Consider the following 20,719-nt stretch of genomic DNA (forward strand, 5'->3'; position numbering starts at 1 on the left):
CGCCGATGCAACGCCGTCGCCGAGATCCCGTCCTGCTTGCCCGGAACGTGCGCGTGAAGCTCGCCGCGAGCGCGGTCGCGACGCTGTTGCTGGCGCTTCTTTCCACCGGGCAGGCGCGCGCCGAATTCACCGTCTGCAACCAGACGCTCGACGTCGTCAATCTTGCCGTCGGTCAGAAGGTCGACGATGCCGACCAGACCGATGGCTGGTGGACCATCGGCGCCAATCAATGCGTCAACGTCATCCGCGAGGAGCTGACCAACCGCTACATCTACATCTACGCGACGGATGTCTTCGGCCACGCCATTCTGGCAGGCTCCACCGACATGTGCATCGAGCGGCGGCGGTTCTCGATCCGCGGCATCGATGAATGCTGGCAGCGCGGCCATATCGCGGCGAAGTTTCTCGAAGTCGACACGCAGGAACAGGTGCGCTGGACCTTCTTCCTGACCGGAAGCGCGCCGTGACGCACAGCATCGACACCAGCTTCAAAGCAAAGAAGCAGGCGCGCGCCGCGCTGCGCAGGCGCAGGATCTGGCTCGGACTGGCGGCTGGCCTGGCGACAATCGTCCTCGCCGCGATTGCCACCGGCTTTTATCTCACCGCCGACTACTGGTCGTTTGGCGACGAGGACGAGGAACTGCACGCCGTCGAAGGCTCGGACGACGTACCGGCCGACGCATCGGTCTACGTGCCGGCCATCATCGACCTTGCCGGCGACCCGATGTGGATCACACTGGCGCCAGAAGCCGGCGCCGCCAAGAGCCGCGGGATGCCGCGCCCGACGGAGCTCGACCAGGCCGGCATCTCCCCTCAGATCATGGTTCTCTCCGACGTGATGCTGAGCGCCAGCGAAAAATTCATGACGACGATCCCCTCGACGCAAGAGGATTTCGCTTTCTTTCAGGCGCAGCGGAAGACCGCGGTCGCGCCACCCGCCGAACCCAACGATCCGCAGAATGACCTGCAGAACGATCTTCAACCATCGCCCGGCGCGGACGGGGCTCCGGCGGCCTCCGGCCCAGCTCCTGACCCGCAGACCTCTCCGGGTGCATCGACGGCGGCCGATGACCCCGAGGCCGGCTGGGGCGAGACCATCGATGAGGGCGAAGCAGCACTCCCCGCCTTTCAGAAGACAGCGGTCGAAAACAACACCAGCGTTGCCACCGTCAGCTCGGAATACCAGCGCTTCGAGGCGACCCAGGACATTTTCGTGAAAATCCTCAACGACCGCAGCCTGGACAGCGTGGCGCTCGATGCGCATTTTTCCGCCGACGACGCAAAGCTTGCCGGCGAGGCGCTGAAGGCGCTGTTCGACAAGGACGGCCTGCAGCCTGGCTATGTCGTGGCGATGCGCGGCTTCAGGCCGACGCGCGAGACCACGACGATGTCGCTGATGCAGGTCTCGATCTACGCCAGGAACGTCTTTGTAGGCACGCTGACACGCAACGCGGCCGGCGCCTTCGGGTCGGGCGTCGACCCGTGGGTGCGCGAGGACCTGTTCAATTATTCGGGCGCCGAGACCGAAGGCACGCAGAAACGGCAATACCGCCTGCTCGACGCGATCTACTCGACGGCGGCCCGCAACAATGTGCCGAGCGGCATCATCGGCGAAGCCATTATGTATCTGTCGCGCGGACAGGATCTGGATGCTTTCGCCAGCGAGGACCAGCGCCTTGTGCTGATCTATTCGCAGACGCCGCGCGGCAAGAACGAGACCGACGGACGGGTGCTCTATGTCGGCATCCAAGGCACGCAAAAGAGCCTCGATTGTTTCGTTTTCCAGCAGAGCGACGGCCAGTTTTCCTGCGTCTCGGGCGATGACCAGGTGCGCTCGCTGACGGTGGCCAACGGCATGGTGACGCCGGTCAACGGTGTCATGACGTCGACCTTCGGGCCGCGCAAGCATCCGATCCTGGGCGTTGTTCGCATCCACAAAGGCGTCGACTGGGCAGCACCCGTGGGGACCCCGATCGCCGCAGCCTTCGACGGCGAGATCATCTTCCAGGGCGACGGCGGCGGCTACGGCAATGTGGTCAAGATCGCCCATGGCGGCGGCCGCGAGACGCGCTACGCGCATATGTCGAAATTCGCCATTGCCAGCGGTGTCGGCACCAAGGTGAAGGCCGGCGACATCATCGGCTATATCGGCACCACCGGCCTGTCGACCGGGCCACATTTGCATTTCGAACTCTATCAAAGCGGTCAGGCGATCGATCCGCTCGGAACAGTGACCGCTGCAATCGCCGTCACTTCCAGCGATCCCGCCGTCGAAACGCTGACCGACCGTATCGTCCACGTCGAATCGGGCGGTAGCGCGCGGGCCAAGAACCCGCTGTCTTCGGCGACAGGCGCCGGCCAGTTCATATCCAAGACCTGGATCCGGATGATGAACACCTATCGTCCCGAACTCGCGCGATCGCTGTCGACCGCAGACCTGCTCGCTTTGCGCTACGACGCCACCATCTCGCGTGAGATGGTGCGCAATCTGGCGCGCGAGGGCGAAGCCTATCTCAAGGCGCGCGGCCATCAGATTACCGCCGGCCGGCTCTATCTCTGCCATTTCCTCGGCATGGAAGGCGCACATCAGGTGCTGGCGTCGCCGGGATCGGCGCAGTTGAGCGCCGTGCTCGGATCGTCCGTTATCCAGGCCAACCCATTTCTTACCGGCAAGACCGCCAGCTACGTCGTCGACTGGGCGGAACGGAAGATGGGCCGCAAATTGCCGACGCCCGCCACCACCGATGCGGGCCAGCCGACGACGACGGAAGTCCGCCAGACATCGCCGGAGTTCGAAAAATACAAGCAGGCGATAACGGCACTGGTCGGCTCGATCCAAAATACTCTTGAGCCGGGCTAGAGCTGGCAGTTCGCCCCGGCTTTCGCCAAGCCGATTGGTTCTGAGGCCGGCGAATGGTATGTTTGCGGATATTTGGGAAGGTTTTTGGGTCCTTGTGAACCAAAACTGTGGCTGGGATCACATACGCCCAAGAGCCATTTTGGCAGAAGCGATACAGTCGCTGGTGAAATCTAGCATGCGCAGCGATCAATAACGCGCCCCATTGGGGCGGAGGGCCGATCCCATGAAAGCGTTTGCCGTCCTTTTGAGCGGATTTTTTCTGTTAATGCTGACCGCGCTTGGCACCGTCCAGGCGGCGGCGCCGGATGCCGGTGGCGTCAAACGCGTCGCGCTGGTCATCGGCAACAGCAAATACGTCCATGCCGTCGAATTGCCCAATCCGGCCAATGACGCGCATCTCATCGCATCGACGCTGCGCAATGCGGGCTTCGAGGTGATCGAGGGCGTCGACCAGGACAATGCCGGCATGCACAGCCTGATCAGCAAATTCACCGAGCAGTCCTACGATGCCGACCTCGCCGTCATCTTCTATGCCGGCCACGGCATGCAAGTCGACGGCAAGAACTTTTTGATCCCGGTCGACGCCGAACTGACGTCACCTGCCTATCTCAAGACCCGCACCGTCCAGATCGACGACTTCATGGCCGCACTGCCGCCCGACCCGGCGGTCGGCGTCATCATCCTCGATGCCTGCCGCGACAATCCGCTGGCACGGACGCTGGCGGCCGCGATGCCGAAGACCCGCTCCACCGCGCTGGGCACCGGCCTGGCGCCGATCGACCCTAAATCAGAGGGCGTCGGCACCGGCGGCATCCTGATTGCCTATGCCACCGACCCGGGCGCCATCGCCTTTGACGGCAACGGCGTCGACAGCCCCTACTCGACCGCGCTCGCCAGGCACCTGACCGAACCCGGCGTCGAGATCCAGAGTGCGCTGACGCGGGTGCGCGGCGAAGTGGCCGAGACCACGCAAGGCCGCCAGCGGCCATGGCACAACGCATCGCTGGGCCGCGAGGTCTTCCTTGGCAAACCGGCCGCCCAAGCCGCGCCGATGGTAAAACCGGCCGCCGATGACGCGAACGCCGCGGCAGCGCCCGCCCCTGCTCTCGTCACCAGCGAACCGCCTCCGTGGGAAGTCGAGCAGCGGCTTTGGGACGAGGCCTCGAAGCGCAACACCGCGCCATTCTACGAAGCCTATCTCGAACAGTTCCCGAATGGCCGCTTCGCCACGGTGGCGCGGCTCAACATCGATGCGCTGAACGATCCGAAAGCCCAGGAACGGCAGGTGGCAGCGCTCGATGCCGACGAAGCGAACTCGGGTTCTGCCGTGCGCACCTCGGTCGGCATTTCGGACGACATGAAGAAGGTGCTGGGCACCGAGGCGACGGAGAACGCGATCGGTCTCGATCGCCAGGGCCGCATCGACCTGCAATTGCGCGTCGAGGCGCTGGGCAACGAGCTTGGCCGCGTTGACGGCAATATTGGCGCCAAGACCCGGCAAGCGATCGGCGACTGGCAAGAGGGGAACGGGCTGCCTCCGACCACCTTCCTGACGCGCGAGCAACTGGCGTTCCTGGTTATCCAGACGGACCCGATGATGGAGGCCGTTCGTGCCAAGCACGAGGCCGACCAGGCCGGAGTGGACAAGCAGAAGAAACAGGTGGTGCAGAAGGCCCGCACGCTGAAGCCGGTGGCGGAAAAGCCACGCAAGAAGCAGTACGCCCAGAAGCCGCGCCGGCAACAGCAGTTCGTGCAGAAAAGGCGCAACCGCGAGGTCGTGCGCGAGGATGAACCGCCGCCGCGGGACAACAATGATTTCCTGACCAAGGCGCTGATCTTCGGCACCGGCGTAGCGGTCGGCGGCGTGCTCAAGAACTGATCGATCATGTCAAACAATAAAAGCGCCGCGTGTCCGTTGGACGCGCGGCGTTGTGTTTGACGACGGCCGGAAGACGCAGCCGGCGAAGCTACTGCGCCTTGATCCGCATCTCGACCCGCCGGTTGACGGGATCGTAGGGATCGGGATTGCGTGGATTGGCCTCGCCGAGACCGACCGCCTTGATGCGGGTGGATTCGATGCCGTTGGATTCGAGGAAGGCGGTGACCGATTGCGCCCTGCGCTGCGACAGGCCTTCATTGTAGGTCGCCGAGCCGGATGCGTCGGTATAGCCTTCGACGACGAAGGACAGCTTGCTCAGCCGATCGTCCTTCAGCGCCTTGGCGAATTCGTCGAGTTCGCTGCGCGCCTTGGCGTCGAGCTCGGACGAATCCAGGCTGAAATTGATCAGCATATCGAGGCCGGTCTTCTCCGGAGGCTTTTCTTTCTGGTTGGTCTTGCTCTTGCACTCGTCCTCGGTGCCGACACAAATCCCGCGTGCCGCGCCGTGATCGATAGCGCCGGCAAAGAACTTCACAATGTCTTCCGATTTCTGAAGTGGGTCGGCATAGACGTGCGTCGAGAAAAGCACGGTCGCCAATGCCAAGACTGAAATGTGCCGCTGCATAACGGTTACTCCCGTTTCGAGCATCCGATTTTCACTCAGGCCCGATCCATGGATCCGGGCCAACTCTTCCTGTTCGACAATGATCTGTCGAGATCACGGTCGGCTGTGGAATATACCAAACCGTGAGGCGTTTGTCTGTGAACAACGTCATGGACATGTGGTGGTCGACAGACTTGACCCGCGCCTCGCAGGCGGGTTGAGTGAGGGCTGGGGGAGGATAACAGCAGCGATGGTCAACGGGCTTCGATTCCAGACCGCACGCGATCTCTTCGCCGCGAACACGGCTGTCGCCCGGGACATGACGGCTGTTCCGACCGACCAACCCTCGCTCGAGTTCTGCCGCCGGCTGATGGCCGGGCGCATCCCGGAGGAAGCGATTACCTTTTGCGCCTATCTCCTGCCTGACCGGGCCGCAATCTGGTGGGGCCATGAGTGCCTGGGGCATCTGACCGAGCTGCTCGAAGAGCAGGACCTCGCAACGCTGGCACTGATCCAGGAGTGGGTCGGCGACCCCAACAATGCAACCCGCCGGGAGGCTGTCGCCGGGGCGGCGATGACGCAGCAGCACACGCCTGCCGGCTGGATCGCGCTAGCGGCGCAACGGCACATCAATGGCCTGACGCCGCAGACCAACGGGTCGAGGCTGCGGCCGCTGCCGGCTGCGCATGCCGTCAATGCCGGCATACTGGCCGGACTGGCGCGGGTTGCGGTGGCGGACCGTTTCTCCGTGCTCACCGCCTTTGTCGAGATGGGCATCCATCTGGCCGAAACCGAGGCGCTGCGCCGAGCCTGATTGCTCCTAGATCATGACGAGATTTAGTTGAAATCTGATCTTTGATCTAAAATCGGTACCCGTTTTTTGGGTCATGCTCTAAATTAACTTGCGGCGGTTTCATTTGCAGCCGTTTTGCGCCCATTTGCCGAGCGCCACCTTGAAGCGCGTGCCCAGCGGGTGTTGCAGGCGCAACACCGAGACGTCATTGGTGACGTAGGTCTTGGCCTGGTCGCACAGCCGCTCCTCGGTCCATTGATGACAGTTGCTGCACTGGTTGTCCCAGACGGATTTTTCCAGGCCCTCGACGGGACTGAAGTGCGGCTTTCCCTGAATGAGCTGGGCGATGCTCTTGCCGTCGATCGCCGGGTCGCCAAAATTGACCGGAACGTCGAAAAGGACTGGCGCGTCCGAGCCCAGCTTCGGAATTTCCTCACGCAGCTGTTCCAGCGCCTGCTCGCCGGCGTCCGTACCCGGCGGATTGGCGGCCGCGCCGGTGCGCGCCTGCGTATCGCCTTCGGGCGCAGCCGCGCCGGAATCGCCGACGATCAGCGGCGCCTTGAGATCGACCTTGTGAAGCACGACATCGGTGGTCAGCGAAACGTTGACCCAGGGCTGCTGGCGTCCGGCTGTGGCCTTGAACACATCCGACGTAACCCGGTTCATCGCTTCGGTGATCGAGACGTTGACCTCGCCGATATGGGCAAGCAGCGCCGCCGAAAATGGCGAGTGCTCGCCCGGTCCGTCATAGGCGAGCTGGTTGGGACTGGCAGCGAAGGCGACCAGCGTGCCGGCGCCGCCATTCTCGATCGGTACTTCGGCAAGGCCGCTGCTTGCCGTGCTGTCGCCGCCAGTCTCCTTGGCAAGCACATCGGCGAGCGGGTTGTCGCGGCAGGCGTCGAGGAACACCAGCCTGATGCTGGTCTCGCGCGACATCTGCCGCAGGATGAAGTCCACCTGCACGGCTTCGAAGTCGAGCGAGGTCTCGTCCTCCAGCGCCGCATCGACAGGCAGCAGGTAATTCCTGCCCGAGACCTGCAGGCCATGACCGGCATAGAAGAACAGCGCGATATCGGCGCCACGCACCTGCCGCGCGAATTGCGCGATCTTTTCCTGCGTCTGCGCCTTGGTGAGATCGAGGCCGGAGACGATTTCGAAGCCCAGCCCCTTCAGGCGATCGGACATTGCCTGCGCATCGTTCACCGGATTGGGCAGCACCGGCGCGTTCCGGTAATGGGAATTGCCGAGCACCAGGGCGATGCGGCGTTCGGCACTGGCCGCGGTCATGGTAATGGTCATGGTCAACGCAAGCGCCAGCACGGCGAGGCCGATGCCGCGCATGAAGTTGCCGCAACTTGCAATCATGTCCAAACGCACCGGATTCCTTTTCGGTTGACGGGCCTTCTCAGTTAAGGACCGGCTCAGTTGGAGAGCGGCGTGGCGGAGAACTCGATCCGCCGGTTCAGCGCCTTGTTCTTCGGCGTATCGTTCGGCGCCACCGGCTTTTCCTCGCCATAGCCGGAAGCCGTGATCTGCGCCGATGGAATGCCCGCAGCGATGATCGCGTCGGCGACCGCCTTGGCGCGCCGTTCCGACAGGTTCTTGTTGGCCGTCGGCGAGCCGTCGGAATCGGTATGGCCCGAAACCTCGACCTTCAGTTTCGGACATTTGCCGACGACGCCGACCACCTCGGCCAGCAGTGGGCGGCTCTTTTCATCGAGCCGAGCGCTGGCTGGGCGAAAATAGACGGCGCCGGTGCGCGACAGCACCTCGAACCTGTTCAGGCATTCATCGTCGCTGAAGGACGTCTTGCCTGCATCTGTGGCGACCGGCCCGGCATCGGCTGGGGCTGCGGCGGCGACGGCAGGCGCCGCCGCCGGCTTGGCCCCATCAGCGGTGAAGACGAAGTCGAACGACACCGAAGCCGTCGGGACGATGCTGCTGACATTGGCCGCCTGCTGGAGTTTTTCGATGTTGGGCAACAGGCCGAAATCCTCGACATGCACGGCGACCGGCGCCTCCGAGGCGATCGACACCATGCTGTCGGTGATCATGGTGACCACGACATTGGCCTCAAGGTCCTTGTCGACGCCGTGCAGGCTCAGGCGAAACGGGATATGCGCGCTCATGCGCCGTTTGGTGGCGAGATCGGCAAAAGCGGCGGGATCGACTTTCGCCGTCACTTCCGCCGTCGGGAATTTGAAGGTTTCGAAGAACAGGAAGCGCATGCGGACATTGCGAAGGTCGATACCGGTGTCGACCGAGTTGAGGTCGAACGTGACCTTGGCGGCGCCATCCGATGTCAGCGTGCCCGAGAGGTTCCTGATCTTGTTGGTTTCGACAATGGTGTTCTTCTTCACCGATTGATAGGTAAGTGTCGAATTCGCCGGATCGAGCGTCCAGTTCAGCTGCGCGTTGGCCGCGTGCGGCGCAAGCAGCAACAGACCGAACACCACTACCACCAGAGCGGGCGGACGCCAGCGCTGCGACGGCTTTCCATGCCTTACTAATCCGACGACCCCGAACATGCATGTCCCCCGTGACAACACATTTCAGTTGCGATGACGGCGGTCGAACGCCGTGACCTCAGCCAGCATAGAGCGTTAGCCGCGGCTTAGCGAGTAGCGGAGGCGTGATATCGCCGTTGCTTGCTCGGACAGGCCCCGGTTACCGGCTGGCCCACAGCACCCCACGCTCGAAGATGGTGCGCATTTGCGGGACGGAAAACTCATCCGCGGTGTGGCCGAGCGCGCTGAAGAAGACGCGGCCCTTGCCGTAGCGGCGCTTCCAGACCACGGGCATGACGACGCCGTCGATGAAGTCGAGATGCTCACCGCTGAACGTCGTCGTCGCCAGCACCTCGTTGCTCGGGTCGACATGCATGTAATACTGCTCGGAATGGTAGGCGAAACCCTCGATACCCCTGACGATCGGATCGTCGCTGATGATGTCGACACGGTAGTCGATGATGTCGCCGGGGTGCGCGACCCATTGGCCGCCGGTCATGAACTGATAGTTCGGCTCGTTGCGAAAACTGTCGCCCATTGTGCCGTGGAAGCCGGCAAGGCCGGTTCCGCCGCTGACGGCGGCGGTGAGGTTTTGCAGCTCCGGTTTCTCGATCGTCGACATGGTGATCACCGGCACGATCAGATCGATGACCGGGAGCTGCGGATCGGCGAGCGCGGATGTGCCCTCTTCTATCCGCACCTCGAAGCCATGCCCGGTCAATATCTCGCTGACGACAGCGGCGCTGCGGGCCGGCGTGTGACCCTCCCATCCGCCCCAGAAAATCAGTGCCGTCTTGCTCATGCTCGTCTCTCCTTTGGTCGGCAATATTGATAGGCAAGCGGAACGCTTTTGTCTTCCCTTCCATGATGGGCATTCTGGGGCGGGCATTTCTGGTCGGAAATCACGACCCGGCGATGAATTCCGTGGATGAGGACCGATTGGCCGCGCTGGCGTCTTGTTTCAATGCCGGGCTGCACTCAAATCAGCTGTCTTCGCGTTTGCGCAGACATCGGTCCGATCCGCCGCAACCAGCCGGAGCCTTCCGGGGAGACCGCTCTATGAGTTTCGACCAGACGACTGTCGCCGCTTATCTGGAAGTCATCACCATCAACCTTGTGCTGTCTGGCGACAATGTCGTGGTGATCGGCATGGCGGCCGCAGGCCTTGCCAAGGCGTTGCGGCAGAAGGCGATCGTCGCCGGCATTGCCGCGGCGGCGGTGATCCGCATCGTCTTTGCGGTGATCGCGGTGCAGCTGCTTGAAATTCCGGGCATCATGCTGGTCGGCGGCATGCTTTTGTTCTGGGTGTGCTGGAACATGTTCCAGGAGTTGCGCTCGGCCGGCGACGGCGAGGACGTCGACACTGAAGCCGCAGCACTTGCGACGGCGCGGCCGGCCAAGGCGCTGCGCACCGCGATCCTGCAGATCGTCGTCGCCGATGTCTCGATGTCGCTGGACAATGTGCTGGCCGTGGCGGGCGCCGCCGCCCACGACATGAATGCGCTGGTGTTCGGTCTCATCCTGTCGGTGGTTCTGATGGCGGTCGCCTCGACGCTGGTGGCGGCGCTGCTTGCCAGGTATCGCTGGATCGGCTGGCTCGGTCTGGCGATCATCGTCTATGTCGCGGGAAATATGACTCTGGACGGCATCGAGCAGATGAGAACGGTCGACTTCCACGCGCTGCTCTCGCCAGCTGCAAGTTAGATCCCTCCTGGCGATCGAACGATATCGAAAATCCGCCCGGGATTGAGGATGTTGTGCGGATCGAACGCCGCCTTCAGCCGGCGCATGGCCGATATCTCGGCGTCGCTGCGCACGAGGTTCAGCCATTTCTTCTTGTCGAGGCCGATGCCGTGCTCGGCCGAGACGGCGCCACCGCATGCCGCCACGCCGCGATAGATAATCTCATAGGCGGCCGCCGGTTCCGTGGTGTCGACCTGATAGTGCAGATTGCCGTCGCCGAGATGGCCGAAGACGTAGATCTCGGCGCTGCTGTCGACGGCGTGGATCGCGGCTTCGGCGTTGCGCAGGAAATCCGCCATGGCCGCCAACGGGATGCTAATGTCGACGCCGAGCATTCCCTCGATCGCAAACAGGAATCGGTTAGCCTCTTCGCGCACATCCCATAGCGCACGGAATTCGCGCGGCGACTGCGAGACGACCACGTCGGCGACGATGCCGTCCTCGACCGCCTGCATCAGCACCGAAGCGAAACGCTCGCCGTCCAGCTCGGCCTGGTTGCCCTGGATCTCGGCCAAAACATAAACCGGCGCGCCGGCAGGCAGCGGCGCCGGCGCGGCCATGCCGGCAATCATGGCGCCGTAGAGCGGCGAGAAGTTTACCTCATAGGCCGAAAGCAAGGGCCCGAGCCGCTGCTTGAGCAACCCCAGCAACGCAATCGCCGCCTCCAGCGAGCCAAGTGCGCAAAAGGCGGCAACCTCGGTGGCGGGCTTGGGATGCAGCCGCAGGCAGGCGCGAGTAACCACGCCCAGCGTGCCTTCGCTGCCAATGAAAAGCTGGTTGAGATCGTATCCCGAATTGTCCTTGGCCAGGCCACGCAACGAAGTCAGGATCGAGCCGTCGGCAAGCACGGCCTCCAGCCCCAGCACCTGGGCGCGGTACATGCCGTAGCGCAGCACGCGAATGCCGCCAGCATTGGTGGCGATGTTGCCGCCGACCGTCGCCGTGCCGCGCGCGCCGATATCGACGCCGAACATCAGGCCGGACGCATCGGCCGCTTCCTGCACCATTTGCAGCGGCGCGCCGGCTTCCGCGATGATGGTTGCCGCGGCGCCGTCGGGCGCTTCGACCGCGGTCATGCGCTCCAGCGACAGCACCGCTTCGCCCGGCTGCACGCGCGCGCCGCCGGCCAGCCCGGTGCGGCCGCCATGGACGACCAGCTTCTGGCCGATACCACTGCATAGGCGCAGGATTTCGGCGACGTCGGCGGCGTTGCGCGGACGCAAGACCAGTTCGGGCTGGCCGCCGCCCTTGCCGGAGAGGTCGTCGCCATAGCGCGGATCGATAGCATCGCAGATCACAATCGCGGCGGCATCGAGCCGACGATATAGCTGGGAAAGAAGCCGATCGATCTGTTGTGTCATGGTGCCTGGACTTTTCAGCGCTCTTTGTGACCGAGACTTTGATGCGCGACAATTTTCGCGTCAATTGAACAAATTTACGCACGGTATAATCTGTCATTGCGCGTTGAACCCACTGACGTTTCCTGTAAATTTCGTCTGCCGTTGCGTGGCGGACGCGCCGGCTGCAGGACCGTGGGCAGCGTCAAGGGATGACCGAGGTTCTGGCGCGTGCCAGACGAGGATTGAATGCCAATGACGCACAAGACGATGGAGGATTTCGCCCGCTCCTGCGGCGTCTCCAGGCCGACGCTGTCGAAATATTTCGACGATCCGACCAGCGTCAAGCCGGCAACGCGCAAGCGCATCGAAGAGGCGTTGCGGTCGTCCGACTACCAGCCCAATCTGTTTGCCCGCAACCTCAACCGCAAGCGCACCCGCGCCATCGGCATTGTCGTACCGACGGTCACCGATCCCTTCTATTCCGAAATGGTCAGCCGCATCGAGCTCAGGCTGCGCGACGAGGGCTACTGGCCGATCGTCATCTCCTCGCATGGCTCAACCGAGCTCGAAATGGAGGCGACACGTACCATCCTGTCGCTGAAAGTTTCGGGCGCGCTGATCGCGCCGCTCGGCTTGCGCTCGGACCGGCGCACGCTGGAGAAGCTGACCCAGACAATGCCGGTCGTCTATTTCGACACCTATCTTGAAGGCGGCACGCCCTTTGTCGGCAACAACAATGCCCAGAGCGTCTCGACCATCGTCGACTATCTCTGCCGCTCCGGCGACGCCCCGGTCTATTTCGACATCCCGCATGTCAATCACAATTCGCCGGAGCGCCTGAACAGTTACGTCGCCGCGATGCGTCAACTTGGCCAGGAGCCGGTGGTTATCGGCAACACCCGAGACTACACATGGGATTTCGAGCGCATCGGCTACAAGCAGATGGAACAGATGCTCGGGGCCAGCGGCCTGCCGGGCAAGACCGGGGGTCTGCCCGGCAAGACCGGAGGTCTGCCCGGCAAGACCATACTGTGTGCGAATGACCGCCTGGCTTTCGGCGTGATGGCGGCAGCCTTCGCGAAAGGGCTGAAGATCGGCCGCAAGGCCGATTGCGACCTGCGTATCGCCGCCCATGACGACCATCCGCTGAGCCGCTACACCTGCCCCGCACTGACCACCATCGCGCAGGATTTTGCCGCCATGGCGGGGCGCAGCGTCGAGACACTGCTCGCTTTGCTCAACGAGGATACGGCAAACGTCGCGCCGAAGGTCAGCCTCGACGCCGCCCTGGTGATGCGTCAGTCCGCTTGAACCTTTCCAAAGGCAGGATCGAAGCTTCGCCACGCGGCAATGGCGGCGGCAACCGCCTGTCTCGCTGCCGGGCCGTGACGGCCCATCGAGACGAAGCCGTGGATCTGACCGGGCCAGTGTTCCAGCACGACCGGCACGCCAGCCTGCTGCAGACGCCTGGCATAGGCCTCGCCTTCGTCGGCGAGGATGTCGTGACCGGCGATGGCGATGAAGGTGGGCGGCGCACCGGCGAGGCTTTCCGCCTTCAGCGGTGAGGTACGCCAGTCGCCGATGTCGGCGGCATTGCGGACATAATGGTCGCGGAACCAGGCCATGGTCGAGGCGGTCAGGCCAAAGCCTATGGCGAAGCGGCGATAGCTGTCCGTCGTCTGCCCGGCATCGGTGTTGGGATAAAACAGCAGCTGCGCTGCCGGCGGATTTTTGTCCCCCCGCGTGAGCAGGCCGAGCACCGTGGCGAGATTGCCGCCCGCGCTGTCGCCGGCAACCGCGATGCGGGCAGCGTCGATGCCGAGTTCGTCCGCCGCGCTTTGCATAAAGTTGAGCGTTGCGCGGCAATCCTCTATTGCCGCCGGGAATTTGTGCTCCGGCGCCAGCCGGTAGTCGACGGAAACGACGACTGCGCCCGCCTCGTTGGCGAACCAGCGGCAGATCTCGTCATGCGAGTCGAGATTGCCGATTACCCAGCCGCCGCCATGGAGATAAAGCAGCGCCGGAGCGCCTGCCGAAGGCGCGCCCTGCCCGCGATAGATCCTGAGCCTCAGCGGACCGCCGGGTCCTGCAATGATGCGCTCGCTGAGTGCTGCGACCGGCTCACGCTCGCCTTGCAGGTTTGGGAAGCCCTCATTGTAGGCAAGGCGCGCCTGTTCTGGCGTTCCCGTTTCGAACGGCGGCGCGCCGGCCTGGCTGCCGAGCTCGAGCACATGCCGGGCCTCCGGATCGAGTGTCGGCAGGGACGGCGGCGATGTCACGGACGAACCTCCCGTCAGGCAAGCAGGGTTGCCGCTTCCTCTTCGCCAAGCAGCGGCGGCTGGTCGACCGTGCCGCTGACGGCAACCGAGCCACGGCTTTCGCCCGAAGCCAGGATCGCCTCCATGATCTCAAGCACATGCAGCGCCAGCTCACCGGAGGCGCGCGGCTTTCTGCCCGTGGCCAGCGCGCCCGCCAGATCGGCGACGCCGAGCATGCGGTAATTGGCACGGTCGGGCGCGGAATAGGGCCAGTTGCGGGCGCCGTAGAGTTCGCTGTCGCTGGCGAAATCGACCCAGTCGGCGCCACGCTCCGACAGCGAAACGGTGCCGCCGAACGTGTCGGGGTCGGGCAGCCTGAGCGAGCCTTCGGTGCCGTGCAGTTCAATGGGATGGTTGGAGTGTTTGAAAACATCCCATGAGGCGCCGAAGGTGACGGTGGCGCCCGAGCGGAATTCGAGCAGCGATATTATGTTGGTCGGCGTGCCGACCTTGAATGTCGTGTTCTTGAACGGCCCGTCGGCCGTGATCAGCCTCTCCTCCTGGCCGCGCGTCGCCATCGCCATGACGCGCTCGACCGGCCCGAGCAGGTTGACCAGCACGGTCAGGTAATAGGGACCCATGTCGAACACCGGACCGCCGCCGGGCTGATAATAGAATTGCGGATTGGGATGCCAGTGCTCCATGCCCCGTCCCATCATGAAAGCGGTGCCGGTCACCGGCTTGCCGATCGCGCCGTCATCCATCAGCCGGCGCGCGCGGCGGCCGGCTGCACCCAGGAATGTGTCCGGCGCCGAGCCGATCAGCAGGCCGCGCTTCGCGGCCTCGGCGACAAGGCGGCGGCCGTCGGCGGCAGAGGTTGCCAGCGGCTTTTCGGTGAAGACATGCTTGCCCGCCGAGAGCGCTGACAACGAAATATCGAAATGCGCCGCGGGGATTGTCAGGTTCAGCACGAGGTCGATATCGGGGTCGGCCAGCAGCGCGTCAACGCCCAGGGCGCGGATGCCGTATTCCCTGGCGCGCAGCTCAGCCATGTCAGCGGAAATGTCGGCGCAGGCGCGTAGCTCGACACCACCGAAGAGCGCTGCATTGCGCAGATAGGTCATCGAGATGTTGCCGCAGCCGATGACACCGATGCCGAGCTTTGTCTCTGATTTTCCGTGCATTTCCAGCTTTCCTCCCAAGCCAAGGGCATGCTGCGCAACCGTTGCAGTTCCCACGACCCCCCGCAATCCGCTATACAGGACTTTAAATGTTGACGCGCGTAAAATTTTTATAGAGCATGTGAGAGTTCTGGCGCAGGATTGGGAGGCCGCCAGCGTGAGGAGGAGAACATGACCGGCATGAAAAACGGCCGACGGCCGCTGCGAAGCCCGTGGGTCATGCGCGCTTTCCGTCGCGCATCAGAGACCGGGATGGGTTCAGGCATAGATCACCTTGGCCCCGATCCTATCAAGCTCGCTGCGTATTGGACCGGGCAGGCCATCGTCGGTGATCACCACATCGACGGCCGACAGCGAAAATGCCTTGGACGTCCCGCTGACGCCCCATTTGCTCGAATCGGCGAGCAGGACAACGCGCCGGGCCATGCGAACGAGGTTTCGCTTCGTTCGCGCCATGTCTTCGTTCACGTCGACCACATCCAGTGACGAGTCTATCGCATGCGCTCCAACAAAGACCTGATGCGCTACCAGGCCGCCGAGAGCCGTATCGGCATCGGTGATCAGCGTGCTCACCGTGTCGGGATAGACCCGGCCGCCGATCATATGAACGTCGAGCCCGGGACGATGCATAAGATGCTGCACGATGTTCATGGCCGTGGCCGCGACCACGACATTGCTGAGCGGCGGTAACTGCATGGCAAGCTGCATCAAGGTCGAGCCACCGTCGAAGATGACCGATTGGTTGTCCTCGAACAGGTCCAGCGCCGCCCGGGCGATGCGCTTCTTTGCGTCGAGGTTCGTTTGCATCCGGCGGGCGAACGCGGCCGTCGTCGAATCGGTGGTCCGGGTCACCGCCCCTCCACGGGTCTTGGTCAGCAGTCCCTTGCGGTCCAGTATTTCGAGGTCGGAGCGCACGGTGACCTCCGACACGCCAAACCCGTCCGACAGGTCCTTGATGCGAACCTGTCCGCTGCGTTGCACCTCGCCCAGGATCGATTGGCGTCTCTGCTCCGACAACATTGCCCGGCCCTTGCCTGCCTGCGCCGAGCAATCGCGCCGGCCTCGGCTCACCTTACCGGAAATATGCAGATTCGAAAGCTTTCAAAAGATTGTTTTTCTTTTTTCTTTCGGAAACACTGGATCGAGCATTTTTAAATCAACCGATCAGGGAATTTTGCACACATGAGCCTAGGAACCAAGGTGCGTCTCGCGCGCCTCTTCTCGCATCCATCGGGGAACCTCTTTGGCGGCGCGGTCGACCACTTCGTCGGCTATGGCGACGTGCGCAAAGGCGGCCTTGCCGACCTGCCGGGTGCGCTCGCACGCGTCATGGCGGGCAAACCCGACTATGTCAGCATTCAGCCTGGCAGCGCGCGCCATCTGTGGCCGCAATATGCGGGCAAAGCTTCCCTGGTGATTCAGGCGGGCTGCTTCACTGCGGACGATCGCATCAGCGAGTTGATCGCAACACCCGAGGACGCGGTGCGCGCGGGGGCCGATGCGTTGGCCGTGGCCATTCCGGTGCGCGGCGCGACGGAGGGCAAATACATACGCTGGCTGACCGATTCGGTGAATGCAGCGGCCCGCTACGGCATGCCTGTGGTGGCGCATATCTACCCTCGCGATTTCACCGACGGGGCAAAGATCGTCTTCACCCCCGACGAGATCGCCTATGCGGCGCGCATCGGCTACGAGTCCGGCGTCGACGTGATCAAGATCGGCTACACCGGGGATTTCGAGTCATTCAAAGAGACCGTCCGGACCTGCCCGGTGCCGGTTGTCATCGCGGGCGGTCCAAAGACCGATACGCTGCTCGGCGCGCTTCAGCAGACGGCGGACGCCATCCGTGCCGGCGCGCACGGCGCCGTGGTCGGCCGCAATCTCTGGGGGCACGGCGATCCGGAGAAGGCAGCGCTTGCCTTTCGCGGCGTCATCCATGACGGCCTTTCGGCGCAAGACGCCCTGGCGAAGGCGGGTGCCTGAACGATGCCCACCATCCCCTCGATCCTCGGCTTCGGCGCTATTGCGATCGACGACATCGTCTACGTCGATCAGCCATTGTCGGCGGGCAAGGGTAAGGTTCTGCAAAGTACCCGCGCCTTCGGGGGAAATGTCGCGACGGCGCTGGCCGCCGTCGCGCGGCTCGGCGGAACCGCCGGGTTCGTCGGATGGCTGGCCAGTGCCGCGGACGACGCCGTTCTGCTCGATCTCGTGGCGAGCGGTATCGAAACCGCATTCGCGCCGCGCCATCCCGACGCGCGCCCGGTGCACTCGCGGATCACCGTCGGCTCGGACGGGGAAAGGTTCATCGCGTATGACGACGATGCGATGCTGGGCACCGCTCCGGACTTTCCGGACGATATCCTCAGCCGCGCAACCGTCCTGATCGTAGATAGCTATGCGACCGGGTCGCTGGATGTCGTGGCTCGGGCTCGCGATCTCGGCCTTGCGATCCTCGGCGATATCGAATGGAGCAGCGGCCCCGCCACGGAGCGGCTGATCGCGCTCTGCGACCATCTCATTCTTCCACTTAGCTTTGCACGGACTGCCACGGGGCGCCGATCGCCTGCCGAGATGCTCGATGTCTTGTGGTTGCCATCGCGATCCGCCGTGGTTCTGACCGATGGAGGCAGGGGTGTGTACTATCGCGGCCGTGAAGAGACAGGTCTCTGGCACCTGCCCCCGCACCGGGTTGCGGTCGTCGACTCCACAGGCGCGGGTGACTGCTTTCATGGCGCCTATGCCCATGCGTTGACGCGCGGAGCCGACACCGCGGGCCGGATCGCATTCGCGGCCGCGGCGGCGGCCGTTTCGATAACGGGGCGTGGCGGGCGCGAGGCGCTTCCGACCGAGGACCAGGTCACGCAACTCCTGGCATCGGCGAACGCGCCGTCAGCAGTCGACCTGAAAAATGCGCATGTGGATGCTGGAGCATGACCTGAAACGATCCGACGAAACATTTCGCAGGCGAACACAAGCCCAGGAGAATCATAAAAATCAGGGCTTATACTTGTGGAGGGAGGAATATGGCAGAAGTCATTCTTGAGAAGATCTGCAAAACCTACGGGAACAGTTTTCGCGCAATCGACCAGTTGAACCTGTCGGTCAAGGACGGCGAGTTCTTGATCCTCGTCGGGCCTTCCGGCTGCGGCAAATCCACGGCGTTGCGAATGATCGCGGGGTTGGAAGACATCACCAGCGGCAGCCTTCGGATCGGCGGGGTCGACGTCGTCGACATGCCGCCCAAGGACCGCGACATCGCGATGGTGTTCCAGAGCTACGCGCTCTACCCGCATATGACGGTATCCGAAAACATCGCCTTTTCGATGCGGCTGGCAGGCAAGCCGAAGGCCGAGCGCAAGAAGCGCGTGGACGAGATCGCCAAAACTCTTCAGCTGACGTCTTTGCTGGACAGCAAACCCGCGAACCTGTCAGGCGGGCAGCGTCAACGGGTTGCCATGGGCCGCGCCATGGTGCGCGAGCCGGCCGCCTTTCTCATGGACGAGCCGCTTTCCAATCTGGATGCGAAACTGCGTGTGCAAATGCGCGCCGAAATCACCAGCCTGCAAAAGCAGCTCGGCGTCACGACCATTTACGTGACCCACGATCAGATCGAAGCGATGACGATGGGCGACAGAGTCGCGGTGTTGAAAGGCGGTGTGCTGCAGCAGGTCGACACACCCAAGAGGCTCTATGAATCGCCGGTTAACGCCTTCGTTGCCGGCTTCATCGGCTCTCCTTCGATGAACCTTTTCGAGGCGACCCTGAAGGGCGGCGAGCTCGCTTTTCGCGACTTCGCCGTCCGGCTGCAGGATGCAGCCTTCGTGCGCAGGCCGGCCTTGAGGTCGTATGCGGGGCGCAAGGTCGTGTTCGGGATCAGACCGGAGGATCTTTATGACAGCAGCCTTGAATCCGGTCGCAAGTATCAGACGATACCGGCCAGGGTGACCTCGATCGAGGAACTCGGCTCCGAACAGATCGTCCACATGAACATCGACGCGGTCCGGGTGGACTCCGGCGATCCGGATGCGGTGGATGATTTCGGCCTGGCGTCGAACGCGGTGGCGAGGTTCGAGCCGATCAGCGCCGTCCGCTCCGGCTCGGAAATCCGGTTGGCCGTGGATGATGCCAAGTTCCATTTCTTCGATCCCGAAACGCATCTGGCGATCTGAAGATCTGCGGAAGACCGCGGGCGGGAGCGAGGTGCCTGCGGAAGATACAAGAAGGCTTCTGAATGAACAGACGATCGTCCGCATTGTGCGGCCGATCTTGAAGAAGGAGGAGAAAATGATGTTTCGGATACGACCCGCGATGCTGAAAATAGCGGCGGCCGCATGGTTGCTTGGTGCAACCGGCGCCATGGCGGACACGACGCTGGAATTCACCCAATGGTGGGAGCCCGAATTGCCGGCCGGCTCGCTCAGGGCAATCATGAACGACTTCGAGGCTGCAAACCCCGGCATCAAGGTGACGCTGGTCAGCGGTCCCTATGCGACCACGCGAGACCAGATCTCGGTCGGCGCCGCAACCGGAACGCTTAGCGACGTCGTCGGTCTCGACGGCGCCTGGGTGAACAATCTGAACGCGCAGGGTGCGCTGGCCGACATGAACCCGATGATGGATGCGAGCGGGTTCGACAAGACCCAGGTCGCGGATATCATCAAGGTGGACGGCAAGGCGGTGATGTTTCCCGTGGCTTCGTTCGTCTATCCGGTCTTCGTCAATCTGGACCTCGCCGCCCAGGCAGGCGTGACCAAGCTGCCGTCGACCCGCGGGGAGTTTCTCGAAGCCGCCAAGAAGATGACCCACGCCGACAAGAACCAGTATGGCTGGGTGCTGCCCTTGTCGCTGCAAACGCCGTCCGGTGTCCAGAACGACCTGATGTCGTGGGTCTGGGCCTCGGGCCAATCGATGATGGTTGAAGGCAAGCCGGCTCTCGAGGGCAAGCCGGTCGTCGATATGCTCACCTTCGTCAAATCGCTGAACGACGCCGGCGTCATATCGCCCGGCATTGCCACCAAGACCGAGCAGGAGAAGGTCGAGGAATTCGTCAACGATCGGGTCGGAATGATGATCGACTCGCTTGCGCATGTGAACCTCATCCGCAAACGCAATCCCAAGCTGAACTTCGACCTGATCCCGGTCCCGGTCGTGGCGGACTACAGCGGCAAGCGCGGCCTTCCCTACGCCTCCTGGGGCATCGGCATCTCCGCCGCCTCGAAACATCAGGATGAAGCCTGGAAGCTCGTCCAATATCTGATGAGCGAGAAGGTGAATGCCAAGCTCGTGTCGCTTGCAAATGCCTTCCCGGGCAACGTCAACGCCAAGCCCGATTTCGTGACCTCGGACAAGGCTTTCGCCAAGGCTTTCGAAATCTTCAAGACCGGCTATCTCGCCAACGAGTTCACGGGCCTGCCGGTGGCTGAAGACCTGATGACCCAGTTCGACGTGGAGGCTCAGAAGATGCTTGCCGGCGAGCAGTCTCCGGAACAAGCCGCAACCAACGCTCAAAAGGGCTGGACGGCGAAATTCTGAGCGGCCATTGCCCGTTTGC

18 protein-coding genes are annotated in these 20,719 nt (G+C 63.2%); 10 read left to right on the forward strand and 8 right to left on the reverse strand.

Annotated features, from left to right (window positions below; genetic code table 11):
• The first annotated feature begins 5 nt into the window (after positions 1-5).
• The 3 genes from NKI05_RS06280 (at position 6) to NKI05_RS06290 (ending at position 4,739) form a co-directional block, all read left to right on the forward strand.
• The gene (locus NKI05_RS06280; RefSeq protein ID WP_023667922.1) at positions 6-467 is read left to right on the forward strand and encodes a DUF1036 domain-containing protein; all 462 of its coding nucleotides are present in this window, start codon (positions 6-8) and stop codon (positions 465-467) included.
• A complete protein-coding gene (locus NKI05_RS06285) occupies positions 464-2,860 on the forward strand; it encodes a M23 family metallopeptidase (protein WP_023815178.1) in 2,397 nt (798 codons plus the stop codon). Before NKI05_RS06280 ends, NKI05_RS06285 begins: the two co-directional genes overlap by 4 nt.
• 265 nt (positions 2,861-3,125) lie before the next feature.
• Positions 3,126-4,739 carry a caspase family protein gene (locus NKI05_RS06290; RefSeq protein WP_245261815.1) on the forward strand — a complete coding sequence of 538 codons (1,614 nt, stop codon included), beginning with the start codon at positions 3,126-3,128 and terminating at the stop codon, positions 4,737-4,739.
• Positions 4,740-4,827: 88 nt separating this feature from the next.
• On the opposite strand, the gene NKI05_RS06295 is transcribed toward NKI05_RS06290, so the two are convergent.
• Positions 4,828-5,364, reverse strand: a complete 537-nt coding sequence (locus NKI05_RS06295; RefSeq protein ID WP_023815176.1) for an OmpA family protein — start codon at positions 5,362-5,364, stop codon at positions 4,828-4,830.
• A 229-nt stretch (positions 5,365-5,593) separates the two neighbouring features.
• Here NKI05_RS06295 and NKI05_RS06300 point away from each other — a divergent pair, with 229 nt between their 5' ends.
• On the forward strand, positions 5,594-6,157 hold the full coding sequence (locus NKI05_RS06300; RefSeq protein ID WP_023735648.1) for a DUF6931 family protein: 564 nt from the start codon (positions 5,594-5,596) through the stop codon (positions 6,155-6,157).
• Positions 6,158-6,256: 99 nt separating this feature from the next.
• On the opposite strand, the gene NKI05_RS06305 is transcribed toward NKI05_RS06300, so the two are convergent.
• From NKI05_RS06305 to NKI05_RS06315, 3 genes are all read right to left on the reverse strand, one after another.
• A complete protein-coding gene (locus NKI05_RS06305) occupies positions 6,257-7,501 on the reverse strand; it encodes a caspase family protein (RefSeq protein WP_031194609.1) in 1,245 nt (414 codons plus the stop codon).
• Between the two features lie 56 nt (positions 7,502-7,557).
• Positions 7,558-8,664: an OmpA family protein gene (locus tag NKI05_RS06310; RefSeq protein WP_023804396.1), complete on the reverse strand. Its 1,107-nt coding sequence runs from the start codon at positions 8,662-8,664 to the stop codon at positions 7,558-7,560.
• 139 nt (positions 8,665-8,803) lie between these two features.
• Positions 8,804-9,445 (reverse strand): ThuA domain-containing protein, encoded by a 642-nt coding sequence (locus NKI05_RS06315; protein ID WP_023699774.1) that lies wholly within the window; start codon positions 9,443-9,445, stop codon positions 8,804-8,806.
• A gap of 257 nt (positions 9,446-9,702) precedes the next feature.
• Here NKI05_RS06315 and NKI05_RS06320 point away from each other — a divergent pair, with 257 nt between their 5' ends.
• On the forward strand, positions 9,703-10,347 hold the full coding sequence (locus tag NKI05_RS06320) for a YjbE family putative metal transport protein (protein WP_023699775.1): 645 nt from the start codon (positions 9,703-9,705) through the stop codon (positions 10,345-10,347).
• On the opposite strand, the gene NKI05_RS06325 is transcribed toward NKI05_RS06320, so the two are convergent.
• Complete coding sequence (locus NKI05_RS06325) at positions 10,344-11,747, reverse strand: FAD-binding oxidoreductase (protein WP_023815175.1); 1,404 nt, start codon at positions 11,745-11,747, stop codon at positions 10,344-10,346. The two genes, NKI05_RS06320 and NKI05_RS06325, sit on opposite strands and share 4 nt — an antisense overlap.
• Before the next feature lie 225 nt (positions 11,748-11,972).
• Here NKI05_RS06325 and NKI05_RS06330 point away from each other — a divergent pair, with 225 nt between their 5' ends.
• A complete protein-coding gene (locus tag NKI05_RS06330) occupies positions 11,973-13,037 on the forward strand; it encodes a LacI family DNA-binding transcriptional regulator (RefSeq protein WP_031197970.1) in 1,065 nt (354 codons plus the stop codon).
• Here NKI05_RS06330 and NKI05_RS06335 read toward each other — a convergent pair.
• From NKI05_RS06335 to NKI05_RS06345, 3 genes are all read right to left on the reverse strand, one after another.
• Complete coding sequence (locus tag NKI05_RS06335; protein ID WP_352792276.1) at positions 13,025-14,005, reverse strand: alpha/beta hydrolase; 981 nt, start codon at positions 14,003-14,005, stop codon at positions 13,025-13,027. The genes NKI05_RS06330 and NKI05_RS06335 overlap by 13 nt on opposite strands.
• A 14-nt stretch (positions 14,006-14,019) precedes the next feature.
• A complete protein-coding gene (locus NKI05_RS06340) occupies positions 14,020-15,168 on the reverse strand; it encodes a Gfo/Idh/MocA family protein (RefSeq protein WP_023709982.1) in 1,149 nt (382 codons plus the stop codon).
• 255 nt (positions 15,169-15,423) lie between these two features.
• A complete protein-coding gene (locus NKI05_RS06345; protein ID WP_023692210.1) occupies positions 15,424-16,185 on the reverse strand; it encodes a DeoR/GlpR family DNA-binding transcription regulator in 762 nt (253 codons plus the stop codon).
• Positions 16,186-16,347: 162 nt separating this feature from the next.
• On the opposite strand from NKI05_RS06345, the gene NKI05_RS06350 reads away from it, so the two are divergent.
• From NKI05_RS06350 to NKI05_RS06365, 4 genes are all read left to right on the forward strand, one after another.
• Entirely contained in the window at positions 16,348-17,148 is an 801-nt protein-coding gene (locus tag NKI05_RS06350) for a beta/alpha barrel domain-containing protein (protein ID WP_023815173.1), read from the forward strand.
• Between the two features lie 3 nt (positions 17,149-17,151).
• A complete protein-coding gene (locus NKI05_RS06355) occupies positions 17,152-18,102 on the forward strand; it encodes a PfkB family carbohydrate kinase (RefSeq protein WP_023815172.1) in 951 nt (316 codons plus the stop codon).
• 89 nt (positions 18,103-18,191) lie between these two features.
• Complete coding sequence (locus tag NKI05_RS06360; RefSeq protein ID WP_023686996.1) at positions 18,192-19,337, forward strand: ABC transporter ATP-binding protein; 1,146 nt, start codon at positions 18,192-18,194, stop codon at positions 19,335-19,337.
• A gap of 115 nt (positions 19,338-19,452) precedes the next feature.
• Complete coding sequence (locus NKI05_RS06365) at positions 19,453-20,700, forward strand: ABC transporter substrate-binding protein (RefSeq protein ID WP_023815171.1); 1,248 nt, start codon at positions 19,453-19,455, stop codon at positions 20,698-20,700.
• Positions 20,701-20,719: the final 19 nt, after the last annotated feature.

Origin of the sequence: Mesorhizobium sp. M0771 (genome assembly GCF_040320155.1) — a bacterium.
In the GTDB taxonomy this organism is placed as follows: Bacteria; Pseudomonadota; Alphaproteobacteria; order Rhizobiales; family Rhizobiaceae; genus Mesorhizobium.